We start from the raw sequence: 25,428 nt of genomic DNA, 5'->3' as shown, positions 1-25,428 counted from the left end.
ATAAGACTGGTACTACGATTCTATTCTACCACTTTTTGTCCTATAATCCTATTCTACAAACTCACCTTTTTTTCCTGCATTTTTGGTGTATTTATACAAAAGCATGCGGAGAATGGCTTGTATTTCTGGGTTGAATCGACCTGTTCTGTCCGATTTTTGCAGGCACTGATCGATCCTCAAAACGTTAATCCAACCCTACGGCTAACTTTTCCGGCGATTCCATTGAAAGCACTCCCGTGATAAAAGAGGATTGTACTCGCCTGCATCCGACCGTCTTAACATATCAACCCTACTAGAAACGAATTTACCTTTAACGCGGCGACATACGTACCTGTTTCTGCCTGTAGTTGTCTGTTCCTGTCGATTATGTATAGAACAATAAACTGGGATTAAGAATGCTGTTGTACTTGCAATCAGCATGATAAACCGATTCCGGATGATCTACAATTTCATTCTATATTGCCTCCAAAACTTTAATGCGGTCTTCGACCGCTCTGATCTAGTATCAACTCTTATGATTTTTTCATAGATCTGCCTACATAAAAGAAATTTTGAACATCGATAATGGGCCCTTCTTGGAAAATCAAGGCTATGTTTCTGTCCTTACAAGATTAACTCCTTATATATAAGAAAAACGTCTTTCGACGTACATTCTCAGAAGACAGACCGCATTTAGCGGATGTTTTTCTTGCGATCTAAGGAAGCCGCGTCTCCGAAACTTATACTTTCTTATATCTTCAAAAAAAAGAGAATGTTTCACGTGAAACATTCTCTTTAAGATTAATATAGATTGCCGGTTATATGAGCGGCGTTTTAACGGCTGTTCCCGGCTTTCTCGGGTATTTTGCCGGTGTGGCCCCTGTCTTTTTGATGACGGCAATGTGGCGTGCCGATTCATCAACCGGTAAAGAGAAGGAGTGTACTTTGTGCAAGACGCCCCTCAGTTCTTTGAGGCTGCGGCCCGCCTCCAGAATCTCTTCCGATGGGTCGCTGCCCTTCATCGCTGCAAATTGGCCGCCCACCTTTACAAAAGGAAGGCAAAATTCATTCAGAATCGCCAGTCTGGCCACCGCACGGGCCGTGACAAGATCAAATCCATCACGGTACGGGTGCTTGCGGGCAACCTCCTCTGCTCTGCCATGAAGCATCTCTACCTGCTCCAACCCCAGCTCACCCGCAACATGCTTTAAAAAGGTAATTCTCTTATTAAGAGAATCAACAATCGTTAAGCGAAGATGCGGAAAACAAATTTTAAGCGGAATGCCGGGAAATCCGGCACCCGATCCGATATCGGCCAGTGATTCGACTGTGCTCATATCCACATAAAAAGCAAGGCTGACCGAATCGTAAAAGTGTTTCATATACACCTGTTCCCTTTCCGTAATACCGGTCAGGTTCATTTTTTCGTTCCACTCCACCAGCACCTCGTAGTAGGTTTCAAACTGCTGAAGCTGCTTCTCATTAAGTGTAATTCCGTACTCCTGGAGCCGGTGAGCAAACGCCTCTTGAATAACATCCATGTTTTAAGCTGATCCTTTCGCCGCCGTCACCCGGTTGTAGTGTTCCAGGTAGACGAGAAGTATCGAAATATCCGCCGGTGTGACACCGCCGATCCGTGAGGCTTGACCGATGGATATCGGACGGATCTTGTTAAGCTTTTGTCTGGCTTCCATCGCAAGTCCGTGAATATCGTCATAGACAATATCATCCGGAATCCGTTTTTTCTCCATCTTTTGCAATCGTTCCACATGACCCAATTGCTTTTCAATGTAACCGGCATATTTGATTTGAATTTCAACTTGTTCCTTCATTTCCTCGTCGAGTTCCAAAGGAGAAGGAGACAAGGATTCAATCATTTCAAACGTGATTTCCGGACGGCGCAAAATGGTCAGCATGTTGCTTCCGTCCTGAATCGGTGCAGAACCGGCTGCTTCCAGCATGGCATTGACTTCCACCGGTCTCACCTTCGTTTGTCTCAATCGCTCGATTTCTTGTTCCACAAGCTCTTTCTTGCGAAGGAACCGGGCGTAACGTTCTTCGGAGATCAGCCCGATCTCATAACCGATTTCGGTCAAACGCAGATCGGCATTGTCATGCCGCAGCAGCAGACGATATTCGGCGCGGGAAGTCAACAATCGGTAAGGTTCATTCGTGCCTTTGGTGACAAGATCGTCAATCAGCACCCCAATGTAGCCTTGGGATCGATCCAGCACGACCGCTTCCTTGCCTTGGACTTTGCGGGCAGCGTTAATGCCGGCCATAATGCCTTGACCTGCAGCTTCCTCATAACCCGAGGTTCCGTTAATTTGTCCAGCCGTAAACAGACCCGGCAAAAGCTTGGTTTCCAAAGACGGCCACAGCTGCGTAGGAACCATGGCGTCATACTCAATAGCATAACCGTTTCGCATCATTTCTACTTTTTCCAACCCGGGTATGGAACGGAGTACGGCGAGCTGTACATCCTCCGGCATGCTGGTAGACAAACCTTGAACATAGTACTCTTTGGTGTTCTTGCCTTCCGGTTCAAGGAAAATCTGATGCTTGGACTTGTCGGCAAAACGGACGATTTTATCCTCGATCGATGGGCAGTAACGAGGCCCCGTACCTTCAATGACACCCGAGAACATCGGGGCCCGATGTAGGTTGTCGTTAATGATCTTGTGAGTCTCCACCGAGGTATAAGTGAGCCAACAAGGAAGCTGTTCGTTGTCCGACGATTTTGTTTCGTAGGAGAAAAACTTAGGTTTTTCATCCCCCGGTTGAATTTCCGTTTTGGAGAAATCAATCGTGTCCTTATGAACCCGGGGCGGCGTACCTGTTTTGAAGCGGACAAGATCAAAGCCAAGCTCCCGCAGATTTTGGGCCAATTTAACGGACGGCTGTTGGTTATTCGGTCCGCTTTCGTACATCAGTTCGCCCATAATGATTTTACCGCGCAGATAGGTACCGGTCGTCAGAACGACCGCTTTTGCACGGTATTCGGTTCCCGTTTGGGTTACGATACCGACGCATTCTCCGTTTTCCACGATAAGACGGTCCACCATTCCTTGGCGGAGCGTCAGTTTCTCTTCCTTCTCCAGCGTTTCTTTCATCGTATGTTGATAGGAAAACTTATCGGCTTGGGCACGCAGCGCGTGAACGGCCGGTCCTTTTCCTGTGTTCAACATCCGCATTTGAATGAACGTTTTATCGATATTGCGGCCCATTTCGCCGCCCAAGGCATCGATTTCCCGCACAACATGTCCTTTGGCTGGTCCGCCAATGGACGGGTTGCAGCATAAAAGCAACCATATCCAGGTTGATGGTAACCATCAACGTTTCCGCACCCATACGGGCAGAAGCCAGCGCGGCTTCACAGCCGGCATGGCCTGCACCGACGACAATAACATCGTAAGTGCCTCCTGCATAACTCATGGCAAACCCTCCTAATTTAATTATTTTATAATTTAACGGTATATCTAAAGCCTCATGCGGACATGAAGCTAATCTTCGGTAACAGTGAAGCTTATAAGATTGAAGCTTATTTTCCGAGACAAAACTGGGAAAAAATCTGATCGATCAGCGAATCGCCAACCGCCTCGCCCAAAATCTCGCCAAGCTGCTCCCAGGCCAGCCGTACATCGATCTGAATCATATCAATCGGAATGTACTGCTCGGCGGCCTCGTAAGCATCCATCAGGGACTTTTTCGCTTTTTTCAGAAGAGCGATATGACGTACATTGCTGACATACGTCAAATCCCCGCCCTCGATTTTGCCGCTAAAGAACAACCCGGAAATCGCTTCTTCCAAACGGTCAATACCCTCTTGGGCTTTAACCGACATCGGAACGATCAGCTCATCGGGATAATAACGGCGCACGATGTCCATATCAAGCTGCTGCGGTAAGTCCATTTTATTCATAATCACAATGCATTGTCTACCGCGTATTTGTTCCATCAATTCCAATTCATCTTCATGCAGCGGCTCGCTGGCGTTCAGCACCAGCAAAATCAGATCCGCCTCGCTTACGGCATGCTTGGAGCGCTCAACACCGATCTTCTCGACCACGTCCATCGTTTCCCGAATTCCTGCGGTATCAAGCAGCTTGAGCGGAATGTTATTAATGGTAACGAACTCCTCGATCACATCGCGTGTCGTGCCCGGAATATCGGTAACAATGGCCTTATTTTCATGTGCCAGCGTATTGAGCAGCGATGATTTTCCGACGTTCGGGCGGCCCACGATCGCGGTGGTGATGCCCTCCCTCAAAATCTTGCCTTCTTCCGCCGTTTTCAGCAGCTTGTCGATCTCATTCATGACCAGCCGGCTTTTTTCCTTAATGAATTCCGAGGTAAGCGATTCAACATCATGCTCGGGATAGTCGATATTGACCTCGATATGAGCCAGCGTCTCCACCAAGGTATGACGCAATTCCTTAATGCGGCGGGACAGGTTTCCTTCCACCTGTTTCAGCGCTACCGAGAACGCCCGGTCGGATTTCGAGCGGATCAAATCAATGACGGCTTCGGCCTGGGAAAGATCGATCCGTCCATTTAGGAAGGCCCGTTTCGTAAATTCCCCCGGTTCCGCGAGACGGATGTTTTGCTGCAGCAGCAAATCCATGACCCGTTTCACGGCAATGACGCCACCGTGGGCACTGATCTCCACTACATCCTCTGTCGTAAAAGAGCGAGGTGCTCTCATAACGGTTACAAGTACTTCCTCCAAATTATCACGGGTTGCCGGATCCATAATATGACCATAGTGCACCGTATGGGATGCGGCTTCCGATAGCTTGGTTTTGCTTTTGAAAATTTTCTCTACCTCAACCACCGAATCGGGTCCGCTGACGCGGATGATGGCAATACCGCCTTCACCTACCGCCGTGGAAATGGCAGCAATCGTATCACTAAGCATGATGTTCACCTTCCTTTAATGTTGATTAAGTTCTGCCCGCTCTTAGTTCCTCTATATTAAATACTCATACTTTTCTTATCTTTTAAAAAAACAATGACCCCTTTTACTGCCCAGGAGTCATTTTCGTCCATATAAACTTTACTGCTGCTTCATCGTAATTACGATACGGCGGTTCGGATCGTCGCCTTTGCTGTACGTCTTTACTTGAGCATGGTTTTGCAATCTGGAATGAATCACCTTGCGTTCCGAAGCAGGCATCGGTTCGAGCACAATCTCCTTGCGAGTCTTTACTGCCCGGGCAGCCAGCCTGTCGGCCAGGTCCTCCAGCGTTTTCTTCCGGCGTTCGCGGAAATTCTCCGCATCCAGCACGATCCGAAGATAACTTTCGGAATAGCGGTTAGCCACGATGTTGGCCAAGTACTGCAGCGCGTCCAGCGTCTGCCCCCTCCGGCCGATCATCAGCCCTAAGCCTGCACCCGAAAGGTGAAGCGTCGAAAATTCCTTTCCATGCTCCACCTCAACCGTGACGTCAAGCCCCATGGCACGGCCGGTCTCTTCCAGAAAACGGACCGCTTCCTGATAAGGATCGGGCCCGTCCTGTGCCCGGGCGGGAGCCGAACTTTCGTCGGGCTGGTTATTCACGGCCGCAACCGGCTCGGATACCGCCGTTTTTGTTTCTATTGAAGGCGTAGCCTGTTGGGCGGAGGAATTGTCTTGATCAAGTCTGTCGCCGATGGCACCGCCGGGCAGAAGCGTAAGTTCGACCTTCGCCTCCTTCACGCCGAACAGCCCCAGGAATCCTTTTGACGGCTGACTCAAAATTTGAACCGATACATGGTCCCGACTTACACCCAATCGGGTTAGCCCTTGATTGACAGCATCCTCAACGGTTTTTCCTGTAGCGACGATTTTACTCATCTCGACTTCTTGGCTCCTTTTTTGCCTTTTTTCCCATTTTTGGGACCTTTGCTCTGACCGTTGTCAGCGCCGGCTGATTTTACGTTAGCCACAACCGCATTTTTGTCATTGTTGCGATACAAGAAGTAGTTTTGCACGATCGTGTACAAGTTGCTGAAGAACCAGTACAGCGGAAGCGCGGCCGGGAACTGGAACGACATGACGAAGATCAGAACCGGATAAACGAACATCATGAACTGCATCATCCCCTGTTGAGGCGACGGGTTCATTTTTAACATCATTCTTGTCTGGAAATAAGTCGTGAACGCTGCCAGGACCGGCAGAATAAACAGCTTGTCCGGCTCACCGAGCTGCAGCCACAAAAATTCATGCTCGCGCAGCGGACCGTTAAAATAAATGGATTGATAAAGCGCGATAAAGATCGGCATTTGGACCAAGAGCGGCAAACAACCCGCCATCGGGTTAACCTTGTGCTCCTGGAACAGCTTCATAGTCTCCATCTGCACTTTTTGAGGATCTTCTTTGTATTTTTCGCGAATCTTCGCGATTTCCGGTTGAATCGCCTGCATGGCTTTCGAGCTTCGTACCTGCTTCATGGTCAGAGGCAGGATCAAAGTCCGGACGATCAACACCATAACCAGGACCGCCAGACCGTATTCACCGTTGAACCATTTAGCAAAAGTGTCCAGAGCCAATGTAAAATACAATACGACATTGCTCTGCCAAAAGCCCCCGTTTTTCAGGTCATCGATGGTACGCATTTGGTCGGCCTGCGGCGCACACCCCGATAACACAGCCATTGCCAGCACCAGCAAAGCTGTGAGGAGGAACCATTTTCCTCGTCTTGTCTTCGTTAGCGACACTTCAAAACCCCTCTCTTAACCATTCCATTCCACGGTAAATCATAACATATTTATATGGACAAATAAACACAAGCTCATCCCTTCTTTGCCTTCAAAAGAGATGATTTGCGCAGCACATGCAGCACGCTTTTCTCCAGCTCCTGATACGATTTGTCGAGCGCGCCTTTTCTGACAATAAAAATAAGGTCCATATGTTCGACAATTTCATGCTGATGATGGCGGACGATCTCTTTAACCAGTCTTCTCATCCGGTTGCGGACAACCGCATTGCCCACCTTTTTGCTGACCGACACGCCAACGCGAAATTGCTCTACCTCTTTTTACGGGACCAATACACCACAAACTGATGATTGGCAAAAGACTTTCCATGACGATATACGCGGCTGAAGTCCGCACGGTTCCGTAAACGCAGTTTTTTATGCACCAGTTTCCCCCTGCCTGTCATCGTTTTGTTGATCTTTCGCCCTCAGCGATCGCGGCATTTCTACCTATTATAACAATATAGCCATACCGCAGCGGCGATAAACGACACCGGATCGATCCGTGCTCCGCCAAGGAAAAGCGCATAAAACGCCAACTTCGAAACAAAAAACAGATATTATGAAAAAAAGACCACCTCGGTGGTCTTCGTGGCACAAAAAATTAAGCGCTCAATACTTTTCTGCCCTTTTGACGGCGGGCTGCCAGTACTTTACGTCCGTTCTTCGTGCTCATTCTTTTACGGAATCCATGGACCTTTTTGCGTTTGCTCACATTCGGTTTGAAAGTCTGTTTCATGATCTCTTGCACCCCCTTACAGGAATCTGAACCTACCTTATAACAAGTAGTTACGGGATCACCCGTTTAAATACGAAAGCAATGTTGCAACCATAACCAATACATCATCATATCACAGAAAATGCCTTTATATATTTAATCACAATCAGGCCCATAAGTCAAACAGAAACTTCCACTTTCATTCCTGAAAAGTTTTCCACAGCCCTCCCTCATTTTAATTCATCTGTTCCATTTATCCACATGGGGATAAATTATTTTTCCTAGGGAATGGGTAATATATTGTAAATATCCCCTAACGTCTGATGACGCTTACAAAAATAGTTTACAGATAACCATTAAAGGAGTAATATGATTAAGAAATTAAAGTTGTATACAAGTATACATTTAAAGGAAGGAGCTGCATAATATATGAGAATCGGCTTGATCGGCTTAGGAAAAATGGGGTTTAATCTCACGTTGAACCTAGTCGGGCATCATCATGAGGTCGTTGCTTATGATGTAAACAACGAGCTTGTTCAAAAGTCGGCGGATCACGGCGCAGTGCCGGCTGCGTCCATGGAAGAGCTTATCGCCAAGTTGCCAGCCCCTAGAATCGTGTGGTTAATGGTTCCGGCCGGCTCCATCACGCAATCCGTCATCCATTCCATCGCCCCGCTGCTTGCGCCCGGCGATATTCTGATCGACGGCGGCAATTCACATTACAAGGAATCCATCTCCCATGCCATGGAACTGGCGGAGCATGGCATTCATTTCTTTGATGCCGGCACGTCCGGCGGCATGGAGGGCGCCCATAACGGAGGCTGCTTCATGATCGGCGGCAATCGCGAGATTTTTCCGGTTATTGAGCCTTTGTTTAAGGATATGGCCGTCGAAAACGGTTATCTGTATGCCGGAAACCATGGCAGCGGCCACTTTTTGAAGATGGTTCATAACGGCATCGAATACGGGATGATGCAGGCCATTGCCGAAGGGTTTGAAATTTTGGAAAAAAGCGAGTTCGATTACAATTACGAAGATGTGGCCCGCGTCTGGTCCAATGGCTCGGTTATCCGCAGCTGGCTCATGGAGCTCACCCAGAACGCTTTTTCAAAGGATCCGAAACTGGACGGCATCAAAGGCGTGATGAAATCGTCCGGCGAAGGCAAATGGACCGTCGAAACGGCGCTCGACCTTCAGGCAAGTGCCCCCGTCATCGCCATGTCCCTGTTCATGCGCTACCGCTCCCTCGAAAACGATACTTTTCACGGTAAAGTGGTTGCGGCACTGCGCAATGAATTCGGCGGACATGCCGTTGAAAAGTCGGAGTAACCGTCTTCTCGTTTTACCCTCTCTTCCCTGAGGTTCAATATGATCTTCTGCCCTTTCGGTCATGGAACGGGCAGCTCCGGGTATGGTACAATCAGTGTCATGAAGATTTAGAGAATAAACTCGGAATGGAGATTATTGATATGCAATATCCGACATCTTGGCTTCAGGGAGTCTCCCTCGGGGAGAGCATTTCCAGCGAGCTGCGTCTGCAAATTATAAACGGTACCATCAAACCGGGTGAGATCCTGTCCGAAAACCGGATTGCAAGCGATTTCGGGACAAGCCGCTCTCCCGTCAGGGAAGCCATGAAAACGCTGTCTAATGAAGGGTTGATCCGACTGGAGCGGATGGGTGCCGTCGTTCTCGGATTGTCTTTAAAAGACGTGGAGGAGCTTTATGACGTCCGATATCTGATTGAAAGCTTTGTGCAAAGCCATGTGTTTGCCGAGCCGCATCCCGATTTGCTCCGGAATTTGCAGCAGATCATCGACCGGATGGAGCTTGCGGCAAAACATCACGATCCTGTTGAATTTTCCTTTCAGGATTTAGCCTTCCACGAAAGAATCATCATGGAAGCCAGACATAAGCGCATTCTCCATTTGTGGAAGAGCATCCGCCCGATTGTGATCACCGTCATGCTTATCACGACAGAACAGGTATTCAGCGGCGGAGACAACAAAATCAAATACGTGCTCGATAAGCATATTAAACTTCTGCAAGAGATGGGATCCTTGGAACCGGCACGGATCCAGGCTGCGGTAGATCATTATTTTGAAGACTCCCGCACGACGCTGCATCATAGCTTCCCCAAGGGATGAGGGACACTTCCAAGTCGCCCTCTGCCGCTTTAACTTGTCGACAAGTATACATGATGAACTTGGGCATACTACCTAGAATCTAACTAAACGGAGGTGCATTCATCGAAGCAGACAGAGCAGGAAGTTCTTTTTTCTTGCGATTCAAGAATGGGTGGGTCCGCTTCGCTGATAACCCTTCAATAAAATGCACCCTGGAAATTTGGGTAATATATTAGGAGGAAGTACAACATGAGTTCACTTTTCGGTTTAAGCCATAATGCAACGTTAATGTTCTGGACTTTGCTAACGATCGTTTTCCTCATCGTGCTGATTTCAAAATATAAATGGAATCCGTTTGTGACCCTGCTTATTTCCGCCCTTCTGCTCGGCCTTCTCACCGGCATGAAGCCTGCGGATGTCATCACATCCATCACCGGCGGCCTTGGCGGGACGCTTGGAACGATCGCGATCGTTATCGCTCTTGGCACCATGCTCGGTAAAATGATGGCCGAATCGGGCGGCGCGGAGCAAATCGCCAACACCCTTGTGGACCGCTTCGGGGAAAAACGGGTACACTGGGCCATGATGATTGTCGGTTTCATCGTCGGCATTCCCGTTTTCTTCGAAGTCGGCGTGATTTTGTTGATTCCGATCGTTTTCACGGTAGCACGTAAAACCAAAATGCCGCTGCTGCAAATCGGCATACCGATTTTGGCCGGTCTGTCTACCGTGCACGGACTGGTTCCGCCGCATCCCGCGCCCATGATTGCGATCGATGCTTATCAGGCCGACCTTGGCCGCACGATCTTGTATTCCTTCATTATAGGCATTCCGGCAGCGATTATCGCCGGTCCCGTCTTTGGCAAATTCATCGGTAAACGCATTCAAACCGAACCGCCTGCAGAACTTGCCGAGCAGTTCTCCAATAAAGCGGACCGTAAGCTTCCGGGCTTCGGGATTACCTTGTTTACGATCCTTCTTCCGGTTATTCTGATGCTTATCGGCTCCATTGCCGATATTATCGACCCGGAAGCAACGAGCAGCTTTACCCTTTTCTGTGAATTTATCGGTCATGAAGTGATCGCGCTGTTGATTGCAGCCGTTTTCTCCTTCTTCTCCCTCGGATTTGCACGGGGATTCAACAAGCACGAAATCTCACGCTTTACGAGCGAATGTCTTGCTCCCATAGCCACCATCGTTCTGATTATCGGTGCCGGCGGTGCTTTCAAGCAAGTGCTGATCAACAGCGGTGTCGGTACGGCCATCGCCGAAATTGCCACCGGCGCAAACCTAAACGTCATTCTTTTTGCCTGGCTCGTGGCGGCATTGATCCGTATTGCAACAGGTTCCGCTACCGTAGCGATGACGACGGCCGCCGGCATAGTCGCTCCGGTATTGGCTATGACGCCTGGAGCAAACGTGGAACTGGTCGTTCTGGCAACAGGTGCCGGGTCGATTGTCCTTTCGCACGTAAACGACGCCGGCTTTTGGATGGTCAAGGAGTTTTTCAACATGACCGTTCCGCAAACGCTGAAATCCTGGACGGTTATGGAAACGATTCTGTCGGTGATCGGGCTGGTATTGGCTCTTACATTGAACGTAATTATATAATGGGAATAAAACAGATAAGATTTTTATTTGGATAGGAAGACCTTATTGTGAAAGAGGGTATGTCTTTTGGATACGCTGAACTACATGATCGGTGTGGATATCGGAACAACCAGCACAAAAGCCGTGCTGTTCAAGGAAAACGGAGAAATCGCAGCGAAAGCGGGCGGTGAATACCCGCTCCATACCCCTTCCCCATCCGTGGCGGAACAGGATCCGGAGCAAATTTTTCAAACCGTGCTTTCCTCGGTTCAAGGGGTCATGTCCGAGAGCGGGATTCATCCCGGTCAGGTGCTGTTTGTTTCCTTCAGTTCAGCCATGCATAGTGTTATTGCGGTAGATAAGGACGGTACCCCGCTGACGCGCTGCATCACCTGGGCCGACAATCGCAGCGCCGAATGGTCTGCCAGGCTCAAGAAAGATATGGGAGGGCATGAGCTTTATCTCAGAACCGGAACGCCGATTCATCCGATGTCTCCGCTTACGAAGCTGATGTGGCTCCGCCATGAGCAGGAATCCTTGTTCTATCAAGCAGCCAAATTCATTTCGATCAAAGAATATGTATATTTTAAATTGTTTGGGAAATATATCGTGGATCATTCCATCGCATCAAGCACCGGGCTTATGAACCTGAATACGCTCGCCTGGGACAAAGAAGCGCTTGTCGTTGCCGGCATTACCGAAGACCGCTTGTCTAAGCTTGTGCCGACCACCCACATCATGACCGGTTTGCATCCAGGCTATGCTGAGGCGATGGGCCTGTCCCCCTCCACTCCGTTTGTGCTGGGAGCCAGCGACGGGGTACTTTCCAACCTGGGGGTCAATGCCATTAAACCGGGCGTCGTCGCGGCAACGATCGGCACAAGCGGTGCAATCCGCACGGTTGTGGATAAACCGATGACCGATCCGAAGGGGCGCATCTTCTGTTACGCCCTAACGGAGGACAAATGGGTCATCGGCGGACCGGTCAACAACGGCGGCATGATTTTCCGCTGGGTCCGCGACCAGCTTGCGGCATCGGAGGTAGAAACCGCAAAACGGCTCGGCATCAATCCGTATGATGTCTTGACCAAAATAGCGGATCGGGTCCGTCCGGGATCGGGCGGCCTGCTCTTCCACCCTTACTTGACCGGCGAACGGGCTCCGCTCTGGGATCCGAACGCTCGCGGCTCCTTCTTTGGCCTCACGCTGAACCACCAAAAGGAGCATATGATCCGTTCCGTGCTGGAGGGCGTCCTCTTTAATATGTACACCGTTCTCCTGGCCATGGAAGAACAAATCGGGCGGCCGTCCAAAATTCACGCGACGGGCGGTTTTGCCCGCTCTCCGATCTGGCGCCAGATGATGGCTGATATTTTTGACCAACAGGTCATTGTGCCGGAAAGCTATGAGAGTTCCTGCCTCGGGGCGGTTGTTCTCGGCCTTTATGCTACCGGGAGGGCGAAATCCCTCGATATCGTCAAAGACATGGTCGGGCATACGCATGACCATCGTCCGGTCGGGGAGAACGCGGCCATATACAAACAACTGCTGCCGATTTACATCCGAATCTCCCGCAAACTCGAGGAGGACTACAAGGCCATCGCCGAGTTCCAGCGTAAAATGGAGACGGAATAACCGTTTCTTTCTTTTAAAGTCAAAGGACCGCTCCGGAAGGAGCGGTCCTTTTTTTGGAATTTTAGGCGTCATGGAATTAGTCTAACCCCTGACTTGATTAGACCCGGTTCATGCTTCCAAACGGTTACCCACAGCCTCGCTTTCCTCCGTTTCAAATCCACAAGATCGCAAGAGGAAGAGCAGCCGTTTCCCATAGCGGACAACCTGTGCATAATTTTTTTCGCGTTGCTGATAAGGATGTCGAAACCCAAACAGCTTATAAACAATATATAGTGGTGTGAATAAAAATTATGCACAACGTCTTGAATTTGTGGATAAAATACGCTCACGCATTGAAAATAAGGCCTTCTTTTGCTATGATGATATTACTTTTGGATGTGAATATGTGAATGAACCCTCTATATTATCAACAGGCTGTGGATAAAGTTGTGAACAATTTCAATTTATCCATATTTTTTTGTTTTTACAAGAGTCTAGCTTTGGGGATAAATCTACATCATTCATTTTCTTTCGACATTTCCACTCATGGCTGTAGCCACATTTGGAAGATTTAAAGGAGTGACAGTTTTGGAAAGCCATACTTCCGAATTATGGCAGCAAATATTATCGATCATACAAACCAAGCTGAGCAAACCTAGCTTTGACACTTGGTTTAAAGCCACCAAAGCATTGACGCTGAACGATCACTCCGTTGTCATTTCCGCGCCGACCACGTTTGCCGTGGAGTGGCTGGAAAGCAGATATACCAAGCTGGTCAGCTCGACGGTGTACGAAGTGCTGGGAAAGCAGGTTGACGTCCGTTTTGTCATCGAGGAGACAAAATCGGCAGAACCCGCGCCGCAGCAGCCGGCACCGCCTCTTCATGTGTCGAGTGACGAAATTCAGTCTCATATGCTTAACCCGAAGTACACGTTCGACACCTTTGTCATCGGCTCGGGCAACCGGTTTGCCCATGCTGCCTCATTGGCCGTGGCCGAAGCCCCCGCTAAAGCCTATAACCCCTTGTTTCTCTATGGAGGCGTAGGACTTGGCAAAACACACCTGATGCATGCGATCGGACACTATATTCTGGAGCACAATCCGAGCAGCAAAGTGGTTTACATCTCTTCCGAGAAGTTCACCAACGAATTCATTAACTCCATCCGCGACAACCGTGCGGAAAGCTTCCGCAACAAGTACCGGAACGTGGATATTCTGCTCATTGACGATATTCAGTTTTTGGCCGGCAAGGAATCGACGCAGGAGGAATTTTTCCATACATTCAATGCGCTGCATGAGGAACGGAAGCAGATCATTATCTCCAGCGACCGTCCGCCCAAGGAAATTCCGACGCTGGAAGAACGGCTTCGTTCCCGGTTCGAGTGGGGCCTGATCACCGATATTCAACCGCCGGACCTGGAGACGAGAATCGCCATTTTGCGCAAAAAAGCGAAAGCCGAGAACCTCGACATCCCGAATGAAGCGATGATGTACATCGCCAATCAAATCGATACGAACATCCGCGAGCTGGAAGGCGCGCTTATTCGCGTCGTTGCCTATTCCTCTTTGACGAACCAGGACGTGACCACCCATCTTGCCGCCGAGGCGCTCAAGGACATTATTCCGTCCAGCCGGCCGCGAATGATCACGATCCAGGACATCCAACAAAAAGTCGGAGAGTACTATAATCTCCGCCTCGAGGATTTTAAAGCTCGAAAAAGAACGAAAGCCGTCGCGTTCCCAAGGCAGATCGCCATGTATTTGTCCCGCGAGCTAACGGACTACTCCCTGCCCAAAATCGGCGAGGCATTTGGCGGCCGCGACCATACAACGGTCATTCATGCCCACGAGAAAATTACCCAGTCGCTGAAAAACGACCAGGAACTCTATAAAGTCATCAACAATCTCACGGAGAAAATCAAAAATCCAACCTGAACAAGTTCAAAGCCTATGCACAATCTATACACATGTGGATAGGCTTAATTTTATGCCCTTTCCATGGCTTATCCACATATTCAGTGTCCCTACTACTGATACTATTAATAATTAATAAATAATTATCCATAAAGAAGGCGGAGAATATCCGGCATTGCCGGCATGTTCAAACCCCTCGCATTTATCCGCAAGGAGTGAAATTGATGAAAATCAGCATATTAAAAAACGTTTTAAACGAATCCATCCAGCATGTCTCCAAAGCGATCTCCAGCCGTACGACGATTCCGATTTTGAGCGGCATCAAGCTGGACGTAAATCATCAGGGGGTAACATTAACCGCCAGCGATACCGATATTTCGATTCAATCCTTTATTCCGGCGGAAGATGAGAAGCAAACGATCGTTCAGGTGGATCAGCCCGGAAGCGTTGTGCTTCCCGCCAAGTTTTTTGTGGAAATCATCAAAAAGCTGCCTTCCCAGGAAATACAGATGGAGGTTAAAGAAAACTTTCATACCTTTATTTCCGCCGGCGCCACCGAAATTCAAATGGTCGGACTGGATCCGGAAGAGTTCCCGGTGCTCCCGAGCATTGATGACAGCCAAACGATCTCCGTTCCCGGAGACCTGCTCAAAAACATGATCAAGCAAACGGTATTCTCCATTTCAACCCATGAGACCACACCGATTTTGACAGGCGTGCTCTGGAATTTGGCGGACAACGAATTGAAGTTTACGGCAACGGACCGCCATCGTTTGGCCACCCGCTCCGCCGCCTTGGAAGGGACGGATGTTAAATTCAGTAATATCGTTATTGCCGGCAAAACGCTAAACGAACTCAGCAAGATCATTCCGGATCAAAATACGCTTGTAGATATCGTTGTGGCCGACAATCAGGTCCTGTTCAAAATAGACCGGGTATTGTTCTATTCCCGGATTTTGGACGGCATTTATCCCGATACTTCTAGAATTATTCCGACCTCGCATAAAACAGAACTGATTTTGGACACAAAAAAATTAAGCGAATCGATCGACCGTGCTTATTTGCTGTCCAAAGAGGAAAAAACAAATATTGTGCGGATGCAAACGATGGAAAGCGGGGGCATTGAAATTTCCTCCAGCTCATCCGAGCTCGGTAAAGTGCGCGAGGAACTCGAGCTTATCGATTTCAAGGGGGAATCGCTGCGCATCTCGTTTAACTCCAAATACATGCTCGACGTGCTCAAGGTCATTGAAAGCGAACAGCTGATGATTGCTTTTACCGGCGTCATGAGCCCGATCATCCTGAAGCCGCTGGATGACAGCCGCAGCATGTACATCATTTTGCCTTACCGGACGACCAACTAAAGTTATCCCCAGGCAAGGGGATGAAAGGATCGGCGATGAAACAAATATTTATCCACAGTGAATACATTAAGCTGGATACCTTTTTGAAGCTGGCGGATTGCGTATCCACAGGCGGCATGGCAAAGGCGCTGCTGCAGGAAGGTGCGGTACAGGTCAACGGCGAAAAGGAAGAACGGCGCGGTCGCAAATTGTACCCGGGCGATACCATCCAGGTGGAGGGCTCTGGAACCTTTCAGGTGGCCGCAGAGTAAGAGGCCTCCCGCAGCCGCTTGGCTTAAATAAGCGGAAGACGAGGGAGAGGATTAGCATTGTTCGTAAATAACATCAGTCTGCATCACTACCGCAACTACGAAACGCTGCAGCTTGACTCCTTCGGGGACGTGAATCTCATCATCGGACAAAACGCGCAGGGCAAAACCAATTTGGTGGAGGCCCTGTTCGTTCTTGCGCTGACGAAAAGCCACCGCACGTCCAAAGACAAGGAACTCATTGCTTTCGAAGCAGCCGGCGCGCATATATCCGCAGAGGTGGAGAAAAAATACGGAACCCTGAAGCTGGAGCTGTCGCTTTCGCCGCAGGGGAAGAAGGCCAAAATCAACGGGCTCGAGCAGCGCAAGCTCAGTGACTTTGTTGGATCGCTCAATGTCGTCATGTTTGCGCCCGAGGATCTGGAAATCGTCAAAGGAACGCCGGGGGTTCGCCGCCGGTTTCTTGACATGGAAATCGGTCAGGTAACGCCGAGCTATCTGTTTCACCTCCAGCAATATCAGAAGGTGCTTCTGCAGCGGAACAATCTTCTGAAAACGCTATGGGGAAAAGAGGCATCGCAGCAGGCGATGCTGGATGTGTGGAATGTACAGCTGGTCGAGCATGGTGTTAAAATCGTCAAGAAGAGGAAACAATTTATAAAAAAACTGCAAAAATGGGCTGAAACGATTCATCAGGGGATTACGAACGGGATTGAAGACCTTCGTTTGGAGTATCTTCCGTCGTTTGCAGACGGGGAGGAAGAAGATGAAGCTGTCTTATTTGAGTCATTTATGATAAAATTATCACAAATAAAAGAGCAGGAAATACGGCGTGGCATGACTCTGGCAGGTCCTCATCGTGACGATCTCGCTTTTTATATTAACGGCAAGGAAGTCCAAACTTACGGATCTCAAGGCCAGCAGCGGACCACGGCGCTGTCTCTCAAACTGGCTGAAATCGAGCTGATCCAGGAGGAGATCGGAGAATATCCCGTCTTGCTCCTCGACGACGTGCTTTCGGAACTCGACCCCTATCGCCAGACGCAGCTGATTGAAACATTTCAGAGCAAGGTGCAGACTTTCATCACGGCCACCGGCATTGAAAGCTTAAATACCGATAAATTGAAGGGTGCCAGCATTTTTCATGTCCATAGCGGGCAGGTGGACTCTTAAGGAGTGGATTTCCATATATATTCATTTGGGTGGCGAAAAGATTATCCGTTCATCGGAACTGGTTGGGATCTTTGATGTTTCCATTGAGAAATCCTCAAAAATCTCCAAGCAGTTCATCACGCATGCTCAGCAGCATAAGGTGGTTGAATATATTGGCGAAGAGGATCCCAAATCGATCGTTGTGACCAAAGGGATCGTTTATTATTCTCCGATTTCTTCCGCTACTCTCAAAAAACGGGCCAACATATTTGTTGCTTACGCATAAACAGAATCTGTAGAAGTAGGTGAAGGCATGTCTATGAATCAACCAGCTTATGATGAGAACCAGATTCAGGTACTGGAAGGATTGGAAGCGGTCCGGAAACGTCCCGGGATGTACATCGGATCCACCAGTGCCAAAGGCTTGCATCATTTGGTATGGGAAGTGGTGGACAATAGTATTGACGAAGCGATGGCGGGAATATGCGACCATATCGAAGTCATTGTCCATAAGGATAACAGCATCACCGTTGTTGACAACGGCCGGGGGATCCCGGTCGGTGAAAACGCGAAGCTGAAAAAATCGACGCTGGAAGTGGTTATGACCGTCCTCCATGCAGGCGGTAAGTTTGGCGGCGGCGGATACAAGGTGTCCGGCGGCCTTCACGGTGTGGGTGTGTCTGTCGTTAACGCCTTGTCTACCAAAGTTGTCGTTCAGGTAAAACGGGACGGCCATATCTACCAGCAGGAATACCATCGGGGCGTACCCCAGTACGATATTAAAGTGATCGGTGATACCGATGAGCATGGAACGACGGTGACCTTTCTGCCGGATCCGGAGATTTTCACGGAAACGACGGAATATGACTACAATACGCTGCTTACCCGGATCCGGGAGCTCGCCTTCCTGAATAAAGGAATCGCGCTTACGCTGACGGATGAGCGCACGGGAGCCACCAACTATTTCAAATACGAAGGCGGCATCATTGAATACGTCAAGTATTTGAACGAAAAGAAAGAAGTGCTCCACGAGCAGCCGATTTACGTGGAAGGCTCCCGAGAAAATATCCAGGTAGAAGTTTCGCTCCAGTATAACGACAGCTATACGGAGAACATCTATTCCTTTGCCAACAACATCAACACCCACGAGGGCGGGACGCACGAGTCCGGCTTCAAGAGCGCGCTGACCCGCATTATTAATGACTATGCCCGCAAGACCGGGATGATCAAGGACAACAGCTCCAATCTGACGGGCGATGACGTCCGCGAAGGCTTGACTGCCATCATTTCGGTCAAAATTCCGGAGCCGCAGTTCGAGGGCCAAACGAAGACCAAGCTGGGCAACAGCGAAGCCCGGGGAATCGTGGAATCCCTGTTTGCCGAGAAGCTGCAGGAGTTCCTGCAAGAGAATCCTTCCGTTTCCCGGCGCATTTTGGAAAAAGCGCTCCAGGCTTCGCGTGCCCGCGAGGCCGCTCGCAAGGCGCGGGAAATGACCCGCCGCAAGAGCGCGCTTGAGGTCAGCGCACTGCCGGGCAAGCTGGCAGACTGCTCCTCCAAGGATGCTTCGATCAGCGAGCTGTACATCGTCGAAGGCGACTCTGCCGGCGGTTCAGCGAAGCAAGGCCGCGACCGCCATTTCCAAGCCATTTTGCCGCTGCGCGGTAAAATCCTGAACGTGGAAAAGGCTCGGCTCGACCGCATCCTGTCCAACGCGGAAATCCGGGCGATCATCACCGCGCTCGGTACGGGGATTGGCGAGGATTTCGACCTCGGCAAGGCACGGTATCACAAGGTTATCATCATGACCGATGCCGACGTTGACGGTGCCCATATCCGGACGCTGCTGCTTACGTTCTTCTACCGGTATATGCGCAAGATTGTCGAAGCGGGATATATTTACATCGCACAGCCGCCGCTTTTCAAAATCGAGCGCAACAAGGTAGTCCGGTACGCCGGTTCCGAAAAAGAACGCGATGAAATTATTAAAGAATTCGGCGAGAATGCAAAAATCAACGTTCAGCGCTATAAAGGCCTGGGCGAGATGAACGCCGAGCAGCTCTGGGAAACCACCATGGATCCGGAAAGCCGTACGATGCTGCAGGTGACCATCGAGGATGCGATTCTTGCGGACAGCATTTTCGATACGTTGATGGGCGACAACGTGGAGCCGCGGCGTGACTTTATCCAAGAGCATGCCAAGACCGTACGGAATCTGGATGTGTAACTTTTGGCGAAGATTTCAAGCGATCGGGAAGCTAGGGCTTTCTTGTTCGATTGATTTTAAAAAAAGCGTGCAAATGACCTGCACGCTTTTTTTGTTGAAGAAGGGGCATCCGCTAACCGCTAGTTCGCTTTATTTCTGTCGGACAGGTAACGGCCGTAAGCATGGGCATACTTTTTGACTTTACGGTAAATGCTAGGATCCTTGAAAAATTTTTTGAACGGAAAAAGCGCGGGCTTTGTGTTGACTTCCAGGATCCAAATATTCCATCTGTCGTCAATGGCCACATCTAATCCTATTTCTTTCAGCTTGGGATAATACTTTTGCAATTGGGCTGCTACGTTGACACCGAGATCTTTCAATTCCTGCCGGATATTTTCCGCCTCCGTGCTGGTCATATGCCCACTCATCAGCGGTTTGTAATGCATTACTGTTCCTCCGCTGTGATGATTGGTAATGATTTTTTGTTTGGCGGCGACTCGCCCGATGATACCGGTGCTCTCCCATTGGCCGGCGGGAGATCTTTGAGTTAACACACGCAGATCGAAGGGGCAGTCGTTGTGCTGGAGCATTCGGATGCCCTGCTGAATCAGATACTCTTTGCCTTGGCAAAGATTCCTTATGGTTTTATGGAGCTGTTCCAGCTCCGTGAAATCCTCGGTTTTTGTTTCATAGCGGAGAACATAGGTTTTTTCGACGTTGCCGTCAGCGTCCTTGTCATGGATCTGTTCGGCACACATCACGCCATTGCCGTAAGTACCCCGGTCCGGTTTGATGTAGACGAGCGTATGCGCCTCGAGCATATGTTCAAGCTCATCAAACGAATAGAGGCTCGTAGCCGGCACGTAGGAGGCAAGGCCTTTGTTTTTCAGAATGATCTTTGTTTTCGTCCATTTGCTTGAAACGCGTTGTACAGTCAACCAGTTCCATCCTTTCCGGTTCCATTTTGTTTGAATGTGAAAAAGCGGATCGCCAAAATTTTGAAATCATGGTTAGAAGCCGCCGTGCCCCGAAAACATAGGACAAGGAACGTAAACAATGGTATAATATATAGATGCGAAGATTTGAAATTCTTTATCATGATTTCCGAGAATCCTTTGCTCTGCATTGTATGTGAAAATGAGCGCGGAAGGCAGGGCGTATCCCTAATTCCGGGCAAAAAGTACATTTTAATAGCGCGTCTTTCGACGACGTTTAATTGTGCTCTTTTTGTGAAAGGAATATAATTGAGATTATCGGATTTGCATCGTTGTTACTATTCTGCTTTTTTCACATAGATCGAAGCATGGTTGATAGGAAAAAGAAGGAGGTCCAGCATGGCGGAAGAAAATTTCTCCCAAATCAAAGATCGGGACATTGGTACCGAGATGCGCGAATCCTTTATGGATTATGCGATGAGTATCATTGTCAGCCGGGCTCTGCCGGATGTGCGGGACGGATTGAAGCCGGTTCACCGTCGTATTTTGTTTGCGATGTCCGAGCTCGGAATGGCCCCGGATAAACCGTATAAGAAATCGGCAAGGATCGTCGGCGAAGTCATCGGTAAATACCATCCTCACGGTGATTCGGCTGTTTACGAGTCCATGGTACGGATGGCGCAGGACTTCTCCATGAGATATATGCTTGTCGACGGACACGGCAACTTCGGTTCCATCGACGGCGATATGGCGGCGGCCATGCGGTATACAGAAGCCCGTTTATCGAAACTTGCGATGGAAATGCTTCGTGACATCAATAAAGAGACCATAGATTTTGCTCCCAACTATGACGGTGAGGAGCAGGAACCGGTTGTCCTTCCGGCCCGTTATCCGAACCTGCTCGTAAACGGGGTTTCCGGGATTGCGGTAGGTATGGCGACCAACATTCCGCCTCACAATCTCGGCGAAGTGATCGACGGCGTCCAAGCGTTAATCCGGAATCCGGAAATAACGTCATTGGAGCTAATGGATTATATTCAGGGACCTGATTTCCCGACGGCTGGTTATATTATCGGACGGGCGGGAATACGCCAGGCATATCAAACGGGACGCGGCTCAGTAACCATGCGGGCTAAGGCAACGATTGAGGAGAACAACAATAAAGCAAGAATCGTCGTTCATGAAATCCCGTATCAAGTGAACAAAGCGAGACTGGTTGAGAAAATTGCCGAGCTTGTCCGCGATAAACGGATCGACGGCATTACCGACCTTCGCGATGAATCCGACCGTAACGGTATGCGGATTGTCATTGAGCTTCGGCGTGACGTGAATCCTAATGTTGTGCTGAATAACTTGTACAAGCATACGGCCATGCAGTCGAACTTTGGTATCAATATGCTGGCCATCGTCAATAACGAGCCAAAGATCCTGAATTTGCGCGATGTCCTGCATCACTATTTGGATCATCAGGTAACGGTTATTCGCCGACGGACGGAGTTTGAGCTTAAAAAGGCGGAGGCTCGTGCCCATATCCTCGAAGGCCTGCGTGTCGCGCTTGATCATCTGGATGAGGTTATTGCCCTGATCCGTGCTTCCCAGACGACAGAAGCGGCTCGTGACGGTTTGATGGAACGTTTCGGCCTTAGCCATGAGCAGGCCCAAGCCATCCTTGATATGCGCCTGCAGCGTTTGACAGGCCTGGAACGCGAGAAGATCGAGAACGAATACCAGGAGCTTTTGAAAAAGATCGCGGAGCTTCGTGAAATTCTTGCCAATGAGCAGCTTGTCCTGCAAATTATCAGTGATGAGCTTCAGGAGATCAAGGAGCGCTTTAACGATGAGCGCCGCACGGAAATTACCGTGGGCGAAGACAGCATCCTGGACGAGGATTTGATTCCCCGCGAGGAAGTTATTATCACCATTACCCATACCGGTTATGTCAAGCGCCTGCCTGCCAATACGTACCGCAGCCAGAAGCGGGGCGGACGCGGCGTAGTGGGGATGGATACGAAGAGCGAAGACTTTGTCGAGCATCTCTTCGTGACCAATTCCCACCATTACCTCATGTTCTTCACGGATAAAGGTAAAGCCTACCGCTTAAAAGCTTATGAAATTCCAGAGCTTAGCCGGACCGCGCGCGGCACCCCGATTATCAACCTGATTCAGATCGAGCAGGGAGAAACGGTCAATGCGGTCATTCCGGTAGAGGAGTTCGAGGGCGATAATTATCTGTTCTTCGCGACCCGTCAAGGCATCGTGAAGAAGACTCCGTTGGAGGATTACGTAAATATCCGCAAAGGTGGCTTGATCGCCATTAATCTGCGGGAAGACGATTCTCTGATCGACGTAAAGCTGACGGACGGGCAGCGAGAGATTATCATGGGTACGGCTGACGGAATGTCCATTCGTTTCTCGGAAAGCGACGTGCGTTCCATGGGTCGGAGTGCTACCGGAGTTAAAGGCATTACGCTGGATGAAGAGGATACCGTTATCGGGATGGATGTTGTCGATCCTGAGCTTGATGTCCTGATTGTGACATCCAAGGGTTATGGCAAACGGACCCCTGCAGCCGACTACCGTTCCCAAACCCGTGGCGGTAAAGGGATTAAAACGATCAATGTAACAGAAAAGAATGGGCCGGTTGTAAGCTTGAAGGTCGTTAAATCCGAGGAGGATTTGATGATCATAACGGCCAGCGGCACAATCATCCGTACCAGCATGGAGGGCATCTCTACGATGGGACGCTATGCACAAGGGGTGAAGCTGATTAACATCCGCGAGGATGATGCGGTTGCAACCGTATGCCGAGCCGATAAGAGCGAGGAACCGGAGAACGCTGAAGAAAACGACGAAGAAGGCGAGGGTGGCGGCGAAGAGTAATTCGCCGTCGTCGCCCGAAATCGTGTGAGGACGGAGCATGGATGCGTCAGTATCCATGCTTTCTTTTTAGTTATAGGAAAGCATGGAAGTTGTTTTAGGGATTGGTTATAAACGTCTTGAGGAAAAACATGCATGGAAATGATAACAAAGAACTATGCATAATAAAGCAAAAACGAAAGATTAAATGTTTGTTTTCAGGCATTTAGTCTTGTATAGCCTAAGGAATCAGTACTATAATAATCATTAAATAAGTAAATTATTGGCTGCCGCTAGGCTAATCCCAGCTGACAGAATAGATGGAGAGGTTGATCATGACGATCAGATCCGTTAGTGATTTAAAAGCCGGTGTCAAATTGACCCAAGATGTACATACCCCTCTTGGCGGCCTTTTGCTTCAGAAAGGAAAGGTGCTTCTTCCAAGGGATTTGGATGTGCTTAAAGCTTTTTTGGTACAGCAGGTGGATATTGAAGGAGCGGAAGGAGACCTAACCAAGATCCCGACTATTAAAACAACGGGGCAGAAGCCGTCCATTATTTTTTCAGATGCTTCCTTGAACGACGGTTCAGAAGAGACGGTGACAAGGAAAGACCAGCCGCTGCATGAGGAATACGATAAAATGCTCACCCTGGTCAAAAGCTGCTACCAGTCAGCAATCACTGGAGAACTGCGAATGTATGAAGTGCGCAGGCAGATGGAAAGTTTGCTTGAACATCAAAAGGATTACCACATCCTAAAGTTTGTGCCGCGCATGACAAGCCGGCATGATTACAGATACCATAATGCCGTACTGTGCGCCCTATCTTCCTTCAAGCTGGCCAAGTGGATCGGACTCCCCCAGAAGGACTGGCTTCAGGTGGCCTTTGCCGGACTTCTTCATGATATTGGGAACGCTAAGATTGATCCAATACTGTTAAATAAACCGTCCAAGCTGACTCCGGAAGAAAGCGAAGAAATGCGACGTCACACGACGTATGGTTATCAGATTCTTAAAAATGTGGCTGCCATTAATGAGGGAGTCCGGCTTGCAGCCCTTCAACATCATGAAAAAGTGGACGGCTCCGGTTATCCTTTAAAACTGGACGGAACCAAAATACACATCTACGCCAAGATCGTTGCGGTAACCGATATTTTTCATGCGATGACTTTGGACAAATATTACGGCAGTGCCCAATCGCCTTATGCGGTCATGGAACAGATCCAACTCGAAGCATTCGGGAAGCTGGACCCGGTGATTGTACAGACGTTTATCAATAAGGTAACGGCCCTTCACAACGGCATAAAAGTAAGGCTTAGCAATAATGAAGTTGGCGAAATTGTCTTCACGGATAGTTCGCATCCCACACGCCCTATGGTTTCTGTGAATGGTCAAATTATAAATTTGAAGTTGCAGCGCCAGCTATTTATCGAGGAAGTAATTTCCTAGAATAATATATTGACCTGATTGGCAATGCTGTGGTATATTATTTTTTGCCGCTTCACGAGGCGGATATTTATATCACAGCATTTATTTAAAACTTATTTAAAAAAATGCTTGCTAACTTCGAGAGAATGTGATATATTATAAAAAGTTGCTGATGCGAACGAGTTTCGCTGGCGACGATGAAGAAGTTGATCTTTGAAAACTGAACAACGAGTGAGTTAAACCGATCTTGCGTTAAGCAAGATCATAAATGAGAATTTTTAATTCTCGTCAGTTTTTCTAAATGAGCAAGTCAAACTTCGGATGGAACACCTCATCACCTTCGGGTATGAGCCCTCCTTCCGATCCTTATTGGAGAGTTTGATCCTGGCTCAGGACGAACGCTGGCGGCGTGCCTAATACATGCAAGTCGAGCGGAGCTGATGAGGTGCTTGCACCTCAGATGCTTAGCGGCGGACGGGTGAGTAACACGTAGGCAACCTGCCCTCCAAGACTGACTGGGATAACTACCGGAAACGGTAGCTAATACCGGATAATTTATTTCGCC

General features: G+C 49.0%; 18 protein-coding genes, 1 rRNA gene and 2 pseudogenes. 13 read left to right on the top strand and 8 right to left on the bottom strand.

Annotation, left to right across the window (positions count from 1 at the left end; all coding sequences use genetic code 11):
* Positions 1-797: 797 nt before the first annotated feature.
* The 7 genes and pseudogenes from rsmG to rpmH form a co-directional block, all read right to left on the bottom strand.
* The gene (rsmG, locus tag XI25_RS07160; RefSeq protein WP_046677997.1) at positions 798-1,520 is read right to left on the bottom strand and encodes a 16S rRNA (guanine(527)-N(7))-methyltransferase RsmG; all 723 of its coding nucleotides are present in this window, start codon (positions 1,518-1,520) and stop codon (positions 798-800) included.
* Between the two features lie 3 nt (positions 1,521-1,523).
* Positions 1,524-3,414, bottom strand: a pseudogene (mnmG, locus tag XI25_RS07155) (tRNA uridine-5-carboxymethylaminomethyl(34) synthesis enzyme MnmG).
* Between the two features lie 106 nt (positions 3,415-3,520).
* On the bottom strand, positions 3,521-4,897 hold the full coding sequence (gene mnmE, locus XI25_RS07150; RefSeq protein WP_046677996.1) for a tRNA uridine-5-carboxymethylaminomethyl(34) synthesis GTPase MnmE: 1,377 nt from the start codon (positions 4,895-4,897) through the stop codon (positions 3,521-3,523).
* A gap of 138 nt (positions 4,898-5,035) precedes the next feature.
* Positions 5,036-5,815 (bottom strand): RNA-binding cell elongation regulator Jag/EloR, encoded by a 780-nt coding sequence (gene jag, locus XI25_RS07145; RefSeq protein ID WP_046677995.1) that lies wholly within the window; start codon positions 5,813-5,815, stop codon positions 5,036-5,038.
* The gene (locus tag XI25_RS07140; RefSeq protein WP_046677994.1) at positions 5,812-6,678 is read right to left on the bottom strand and encodes a YidC/Oxa1 family membrane protein insertase; all 867 of its coding nucleotides are present in this window, start codon (positions 6,676-6,678) and stop codon (positions 5,812-5,814) included. Before XI25_RS07140 ends, jag begins: the two co-directional genes overlap by 4 nt.
* Positions 6,679-6,752: 74 nt before the next feature.
* Positions 6,753-7,102: pseudogene (rnpA, locus tag XI25_RS07135) on the bottom strand (ribonuclease P protein component).
* Between the two features lie 218 nt (positions 7,103-7,320).
* The gene (gene rpmH, locus XI25_RS07130; RefSeq protein ID WP_046677993.1) at positions 7,321-7,455 is read right to left on the bottom strand and encodes a 50S ribosomal protein L34; all 135 of its coding nucleotides are present in this window, start codon (positions 7,453-7,455) and stop codon (positions 7,321-7,323) included.
* A 408-nt stretch (positions 7,456-7,863) separates the two neighbouring features.
* Here rpmH and gnd point away from each other — a divergent pair, with 408 nt between their 5' ends.
* The 10 genes from gnd to gyrB all read left to right on the top strand — a co-directional run bounded on the left by gnd (position 7,864) and on the right by gyrB (position 19,666).
* Entirely contained in the window at positions 7,864-8,763 is a 900-nt protein-coding gene (gnd, locus tag XI25_RS07125) for a phosphogluconate dehydrogenase (NAD(+)-dependent, decarboxylating) (protein ID WP_046677992.1), read from the top strand.
* Between the two features lie 140 nt (positions 8,764-8,903).
* The gene (locus XI25_RS07120) at positions 8,904-9,581 is read left to right on the top strand and encodes a GntR family transcriptional regulator (RefSeq protein WP_046677991.1); all 678 of its coding nucleotides are present in this window, start codon (positions 8,904-8,906) and stop codon (positions 9,579-9,581) included.
* A 228-nt stretch (positions 9,582-9,809) separates the two neighbouring features.
* The gene (locus XI25_RS07115; protein WP_046677990.1) at positions 9,810-11,171 is read left to right on the top strand and encodes a GntT/GntP/DsdX family permease; all 1,362 of its coding nucleotides are present in this window, start codon (positions 9,810-9,812) and stop codon (positions 11,169-11,171) included.
* Positions 11,172-11,255: 84 nt separating this feature from the next.
* A complete protein-coding gene (gntK, locus tag XI25_RS07110) occupies positions 11,256-12,785 on the top strand; it encodes a gluconokinase (protein ID WP_046678047.1) in 1,530 nt (509 codons plus the stop codon).
* Between the two features lie 567 nt (positions 12,786-13,352).
* On the top strand, positions 13,353-14,699 hold the full coding sequence (gene dnaA, locus XI25_RS07105; protein ID WP_046677989.1) for a chromosomal replication initiator protein DnaA: 1,347 nt from the start codon (positions 13,353-13,355) through the stop codon (positions 14,697-14,699).
* 203 nt (positions 14,700-14,902) lie between these two features.
* A complete protein-coding gene (gene dnaN, locus XI25_RS07100) occupies positions 14,903-16,042 on the top strand; it encodes a DNA polymerase III subunit beta (RefSeq protein WP_046677988.1) in 1,140 nt (379 codons plus the stop codon).
* A gap of 35 nt (positions 16,043-16,077) precedes the next feature.
* Positions 16,078-16,293 (top strand): S4 domain-containing protein YaaA, encoded by a 216-nt coding sequence (gene yaaA / locus XI25_RS07095; RefSeq protein ID WP_046678046.1) that lies wholly within the window; start codon positions 16,078-16,080, stop codon positions 16,291-16,293.
* Positions 16,294-16,350: 57 nt separating this feature from the next.
* Positions 16,351-17,463, top strand: coding sequence for a DNA replication/repair protein RecF (gene recF / locus XI25_RS07090; RefSeq protein ID WP_046677987.1), 1,113 nt, complete (start codon positions 16,351-16,353; stop codon positions 17,461-17,463).
* Between the two features lie 13 nt (positions 17,464-17,476).
* Positions 17,477-17,728, top strand: coding sequence for an extracellular matrix regulator RemB (gene remB, locus XI25_RS07085; RefSeq protein ID WP_046678045.1), 252 nt, complete (start codon positions 17,477-17,479; stop codon positions 17,726-17,728).
* Positions 17,729-17,755: 27 nt separating this feature from the next.
* Positions 17,756-19,666 carry a DNA topoisomerase (ATP-hydrolyzing) subunit B gene (gene gyrB, locus XI25_RS07080; protein ID WP_046677986.1) on the top strand — a complete coding sequence of 637 codons (1,911 nt, stop codon included), beginning with the start codon at positions 17,756-17,758 and terminating at the stop codon, positions 19,664-19,666.
* A gap of 119 nt (positions 19,667-19,785) precedes the next feature.
* Here gyrB and XI25_RS07075 read toward each other — a convergent pair whose 3' ends face one another.
* Positions 19,786-20,583 (bottom strand): YheC/YheD family protein, encoded by a 798-nt coding sequence (locus XI25_RS07075; RefSeq protein WP_046677985.1) that lies wholly within the window; start codon positions 20,581-20,583, stop codon positions 19,786-19,788.
* A 396-nt stretch (positions 20,584-20,979) separates the two neighbouring features.
* On the opposite strand from XI25_RS07075, the gene gyrA reads away from it, so the two are divergent.
* From gyrA to XI25_RS07060, 3 genes are all read left to right on the top strand, one after another.
* Positions 20,980-23,460, top strand: a complete 2,481-nt coding sequence (gene gyrA / locus XI25_RS07070; RefSeq protein WP_046677984.1) for a DNA gyrase subunit A — start codon at positions 20,980-20,982, stop codon at positions 23,458-23,460.
* Between the two features lie 311 nt (positions 23,461-23,771).
* Positions 23,772-24,884, top strand: a complete 1,113-nt coding sequence (locus XI25_RS07065; protein WP_046677983.1) for an HD-GYP domain-containing protein — start codon at positions 23,772-23,774, stop codon at positions 24,882-24,884.
* 345 nt (positions 24,885-25,229) lie between these two features.
* A 16S ribosomal RNA gene (locus XI25_RS07060) occupies positions 25,230-25,428 on the top strand; the annotation flags it as partial.

Origin of the sequence: Paenibacillus sp. DMB20 (assembly GCF_000987955.1) — a bacterium.
In the GTDB taxonomy this organism is placed as follows: domain Bacteria; phylum Bacillota; class Bacilli; order Paenibacillales; family Paenibacillaceae; genus Paenibacillus_AQ.
The sequence above is the reverse complement of the archived record's forward strand: the minus strand, read 5'-3'. Positions and strand labels throughout refer to the sequence as shown.

Excerpts from the sequence above, each read along its gene's own strand:
- gyrB (WP_046677986.1), top strand. The coding sequence starts at position 17,756 with ATGTCTATGAATCAACCAGCTTATGATGAGAACCAGATTCAGGTACTG.
- mnmE (WP_046677996.1), bottom strand. The coding sequence starts at position 4,897 with ATGCTTAGTGATACGATTGCTGCCATTTCCACGGCGGTAGGTGAAGGC.
- XI25_RS07120 (WP_046677991.1), top strand. The coding sequence starts at position 8,904 with ATGCAATATCCGACATCTTGGCTTCAGGGAGTCTCCCTCGGGGAGAGC.
- gnd (WP_046677992.1), top strand. The coding sequence starts at position 7,864 with ATGAGAATCGGCTTGATCGGCTTAGGAAAAATGGGGTTTAATCTCACG.
- XI25_RS07115 (WP_046677990.1), top strand. The coding sequence starts at position 9,810 with ATGAGTTCACTTTTCGGTTTAAGCCATAATGCAACGTTAATGTTCTGG.
- gntK (WP_046678047.1), top strand. The coding sequence starts at position 11,256 with ATGATCGGTGTGGATATCGGAACAACCAGCACAAAAGCCGTGCTGTTC.
- jag (WP_046677995.1), bottom strand. The coding sequence starts at position 5,815 with ATGAGTAAAATCGTCGCTACAGGAAAAACCGTTGAGGATGCTGTCAAT.
- XI25_RS07065 (WP_046677983.1), top strand. The coding sequence starts at position 23,772 with ATGACGATCAGATCCGTTAGTGATTTAAAAGCCGGTGTCAAATTGACC.
- rpmH (WP_046677993.1), bottom strand. The coding sequence starts at position 7,455 with ATGAAACAGACTTTCAAACCGAATGTGAGCAAACGCAAAAAGGTCCAT.
- rsmG (WP_046677997.1), bottom strand. The coding sequence starts at position 1,520 with ATGGATGTTATTCAAGAGGCGTTTGCTCACCGGCTCCAGGAGTACGGA.
- yaaA (WP_046678046.1), top strand. The coding sequence starts at position 16,078 with ATGAAACAAATATTTATCCACAGTGAATACATTAAGCTGGATACCTTT.
- gyrA (WP_046677984.1), top strand. The coding sequence starts at position 20,980 with ATGGCGGAAGAAAATTTCTCCCAAATCAAAGATCGGGACATTGGTACC.
- dnaN (WP_046677988.1), top strand. The coding sequence starts at position 14,903 with ATGAAAATCAGCATATTAAAAAACGTTTTAAACGAATCCATCCAGCAT.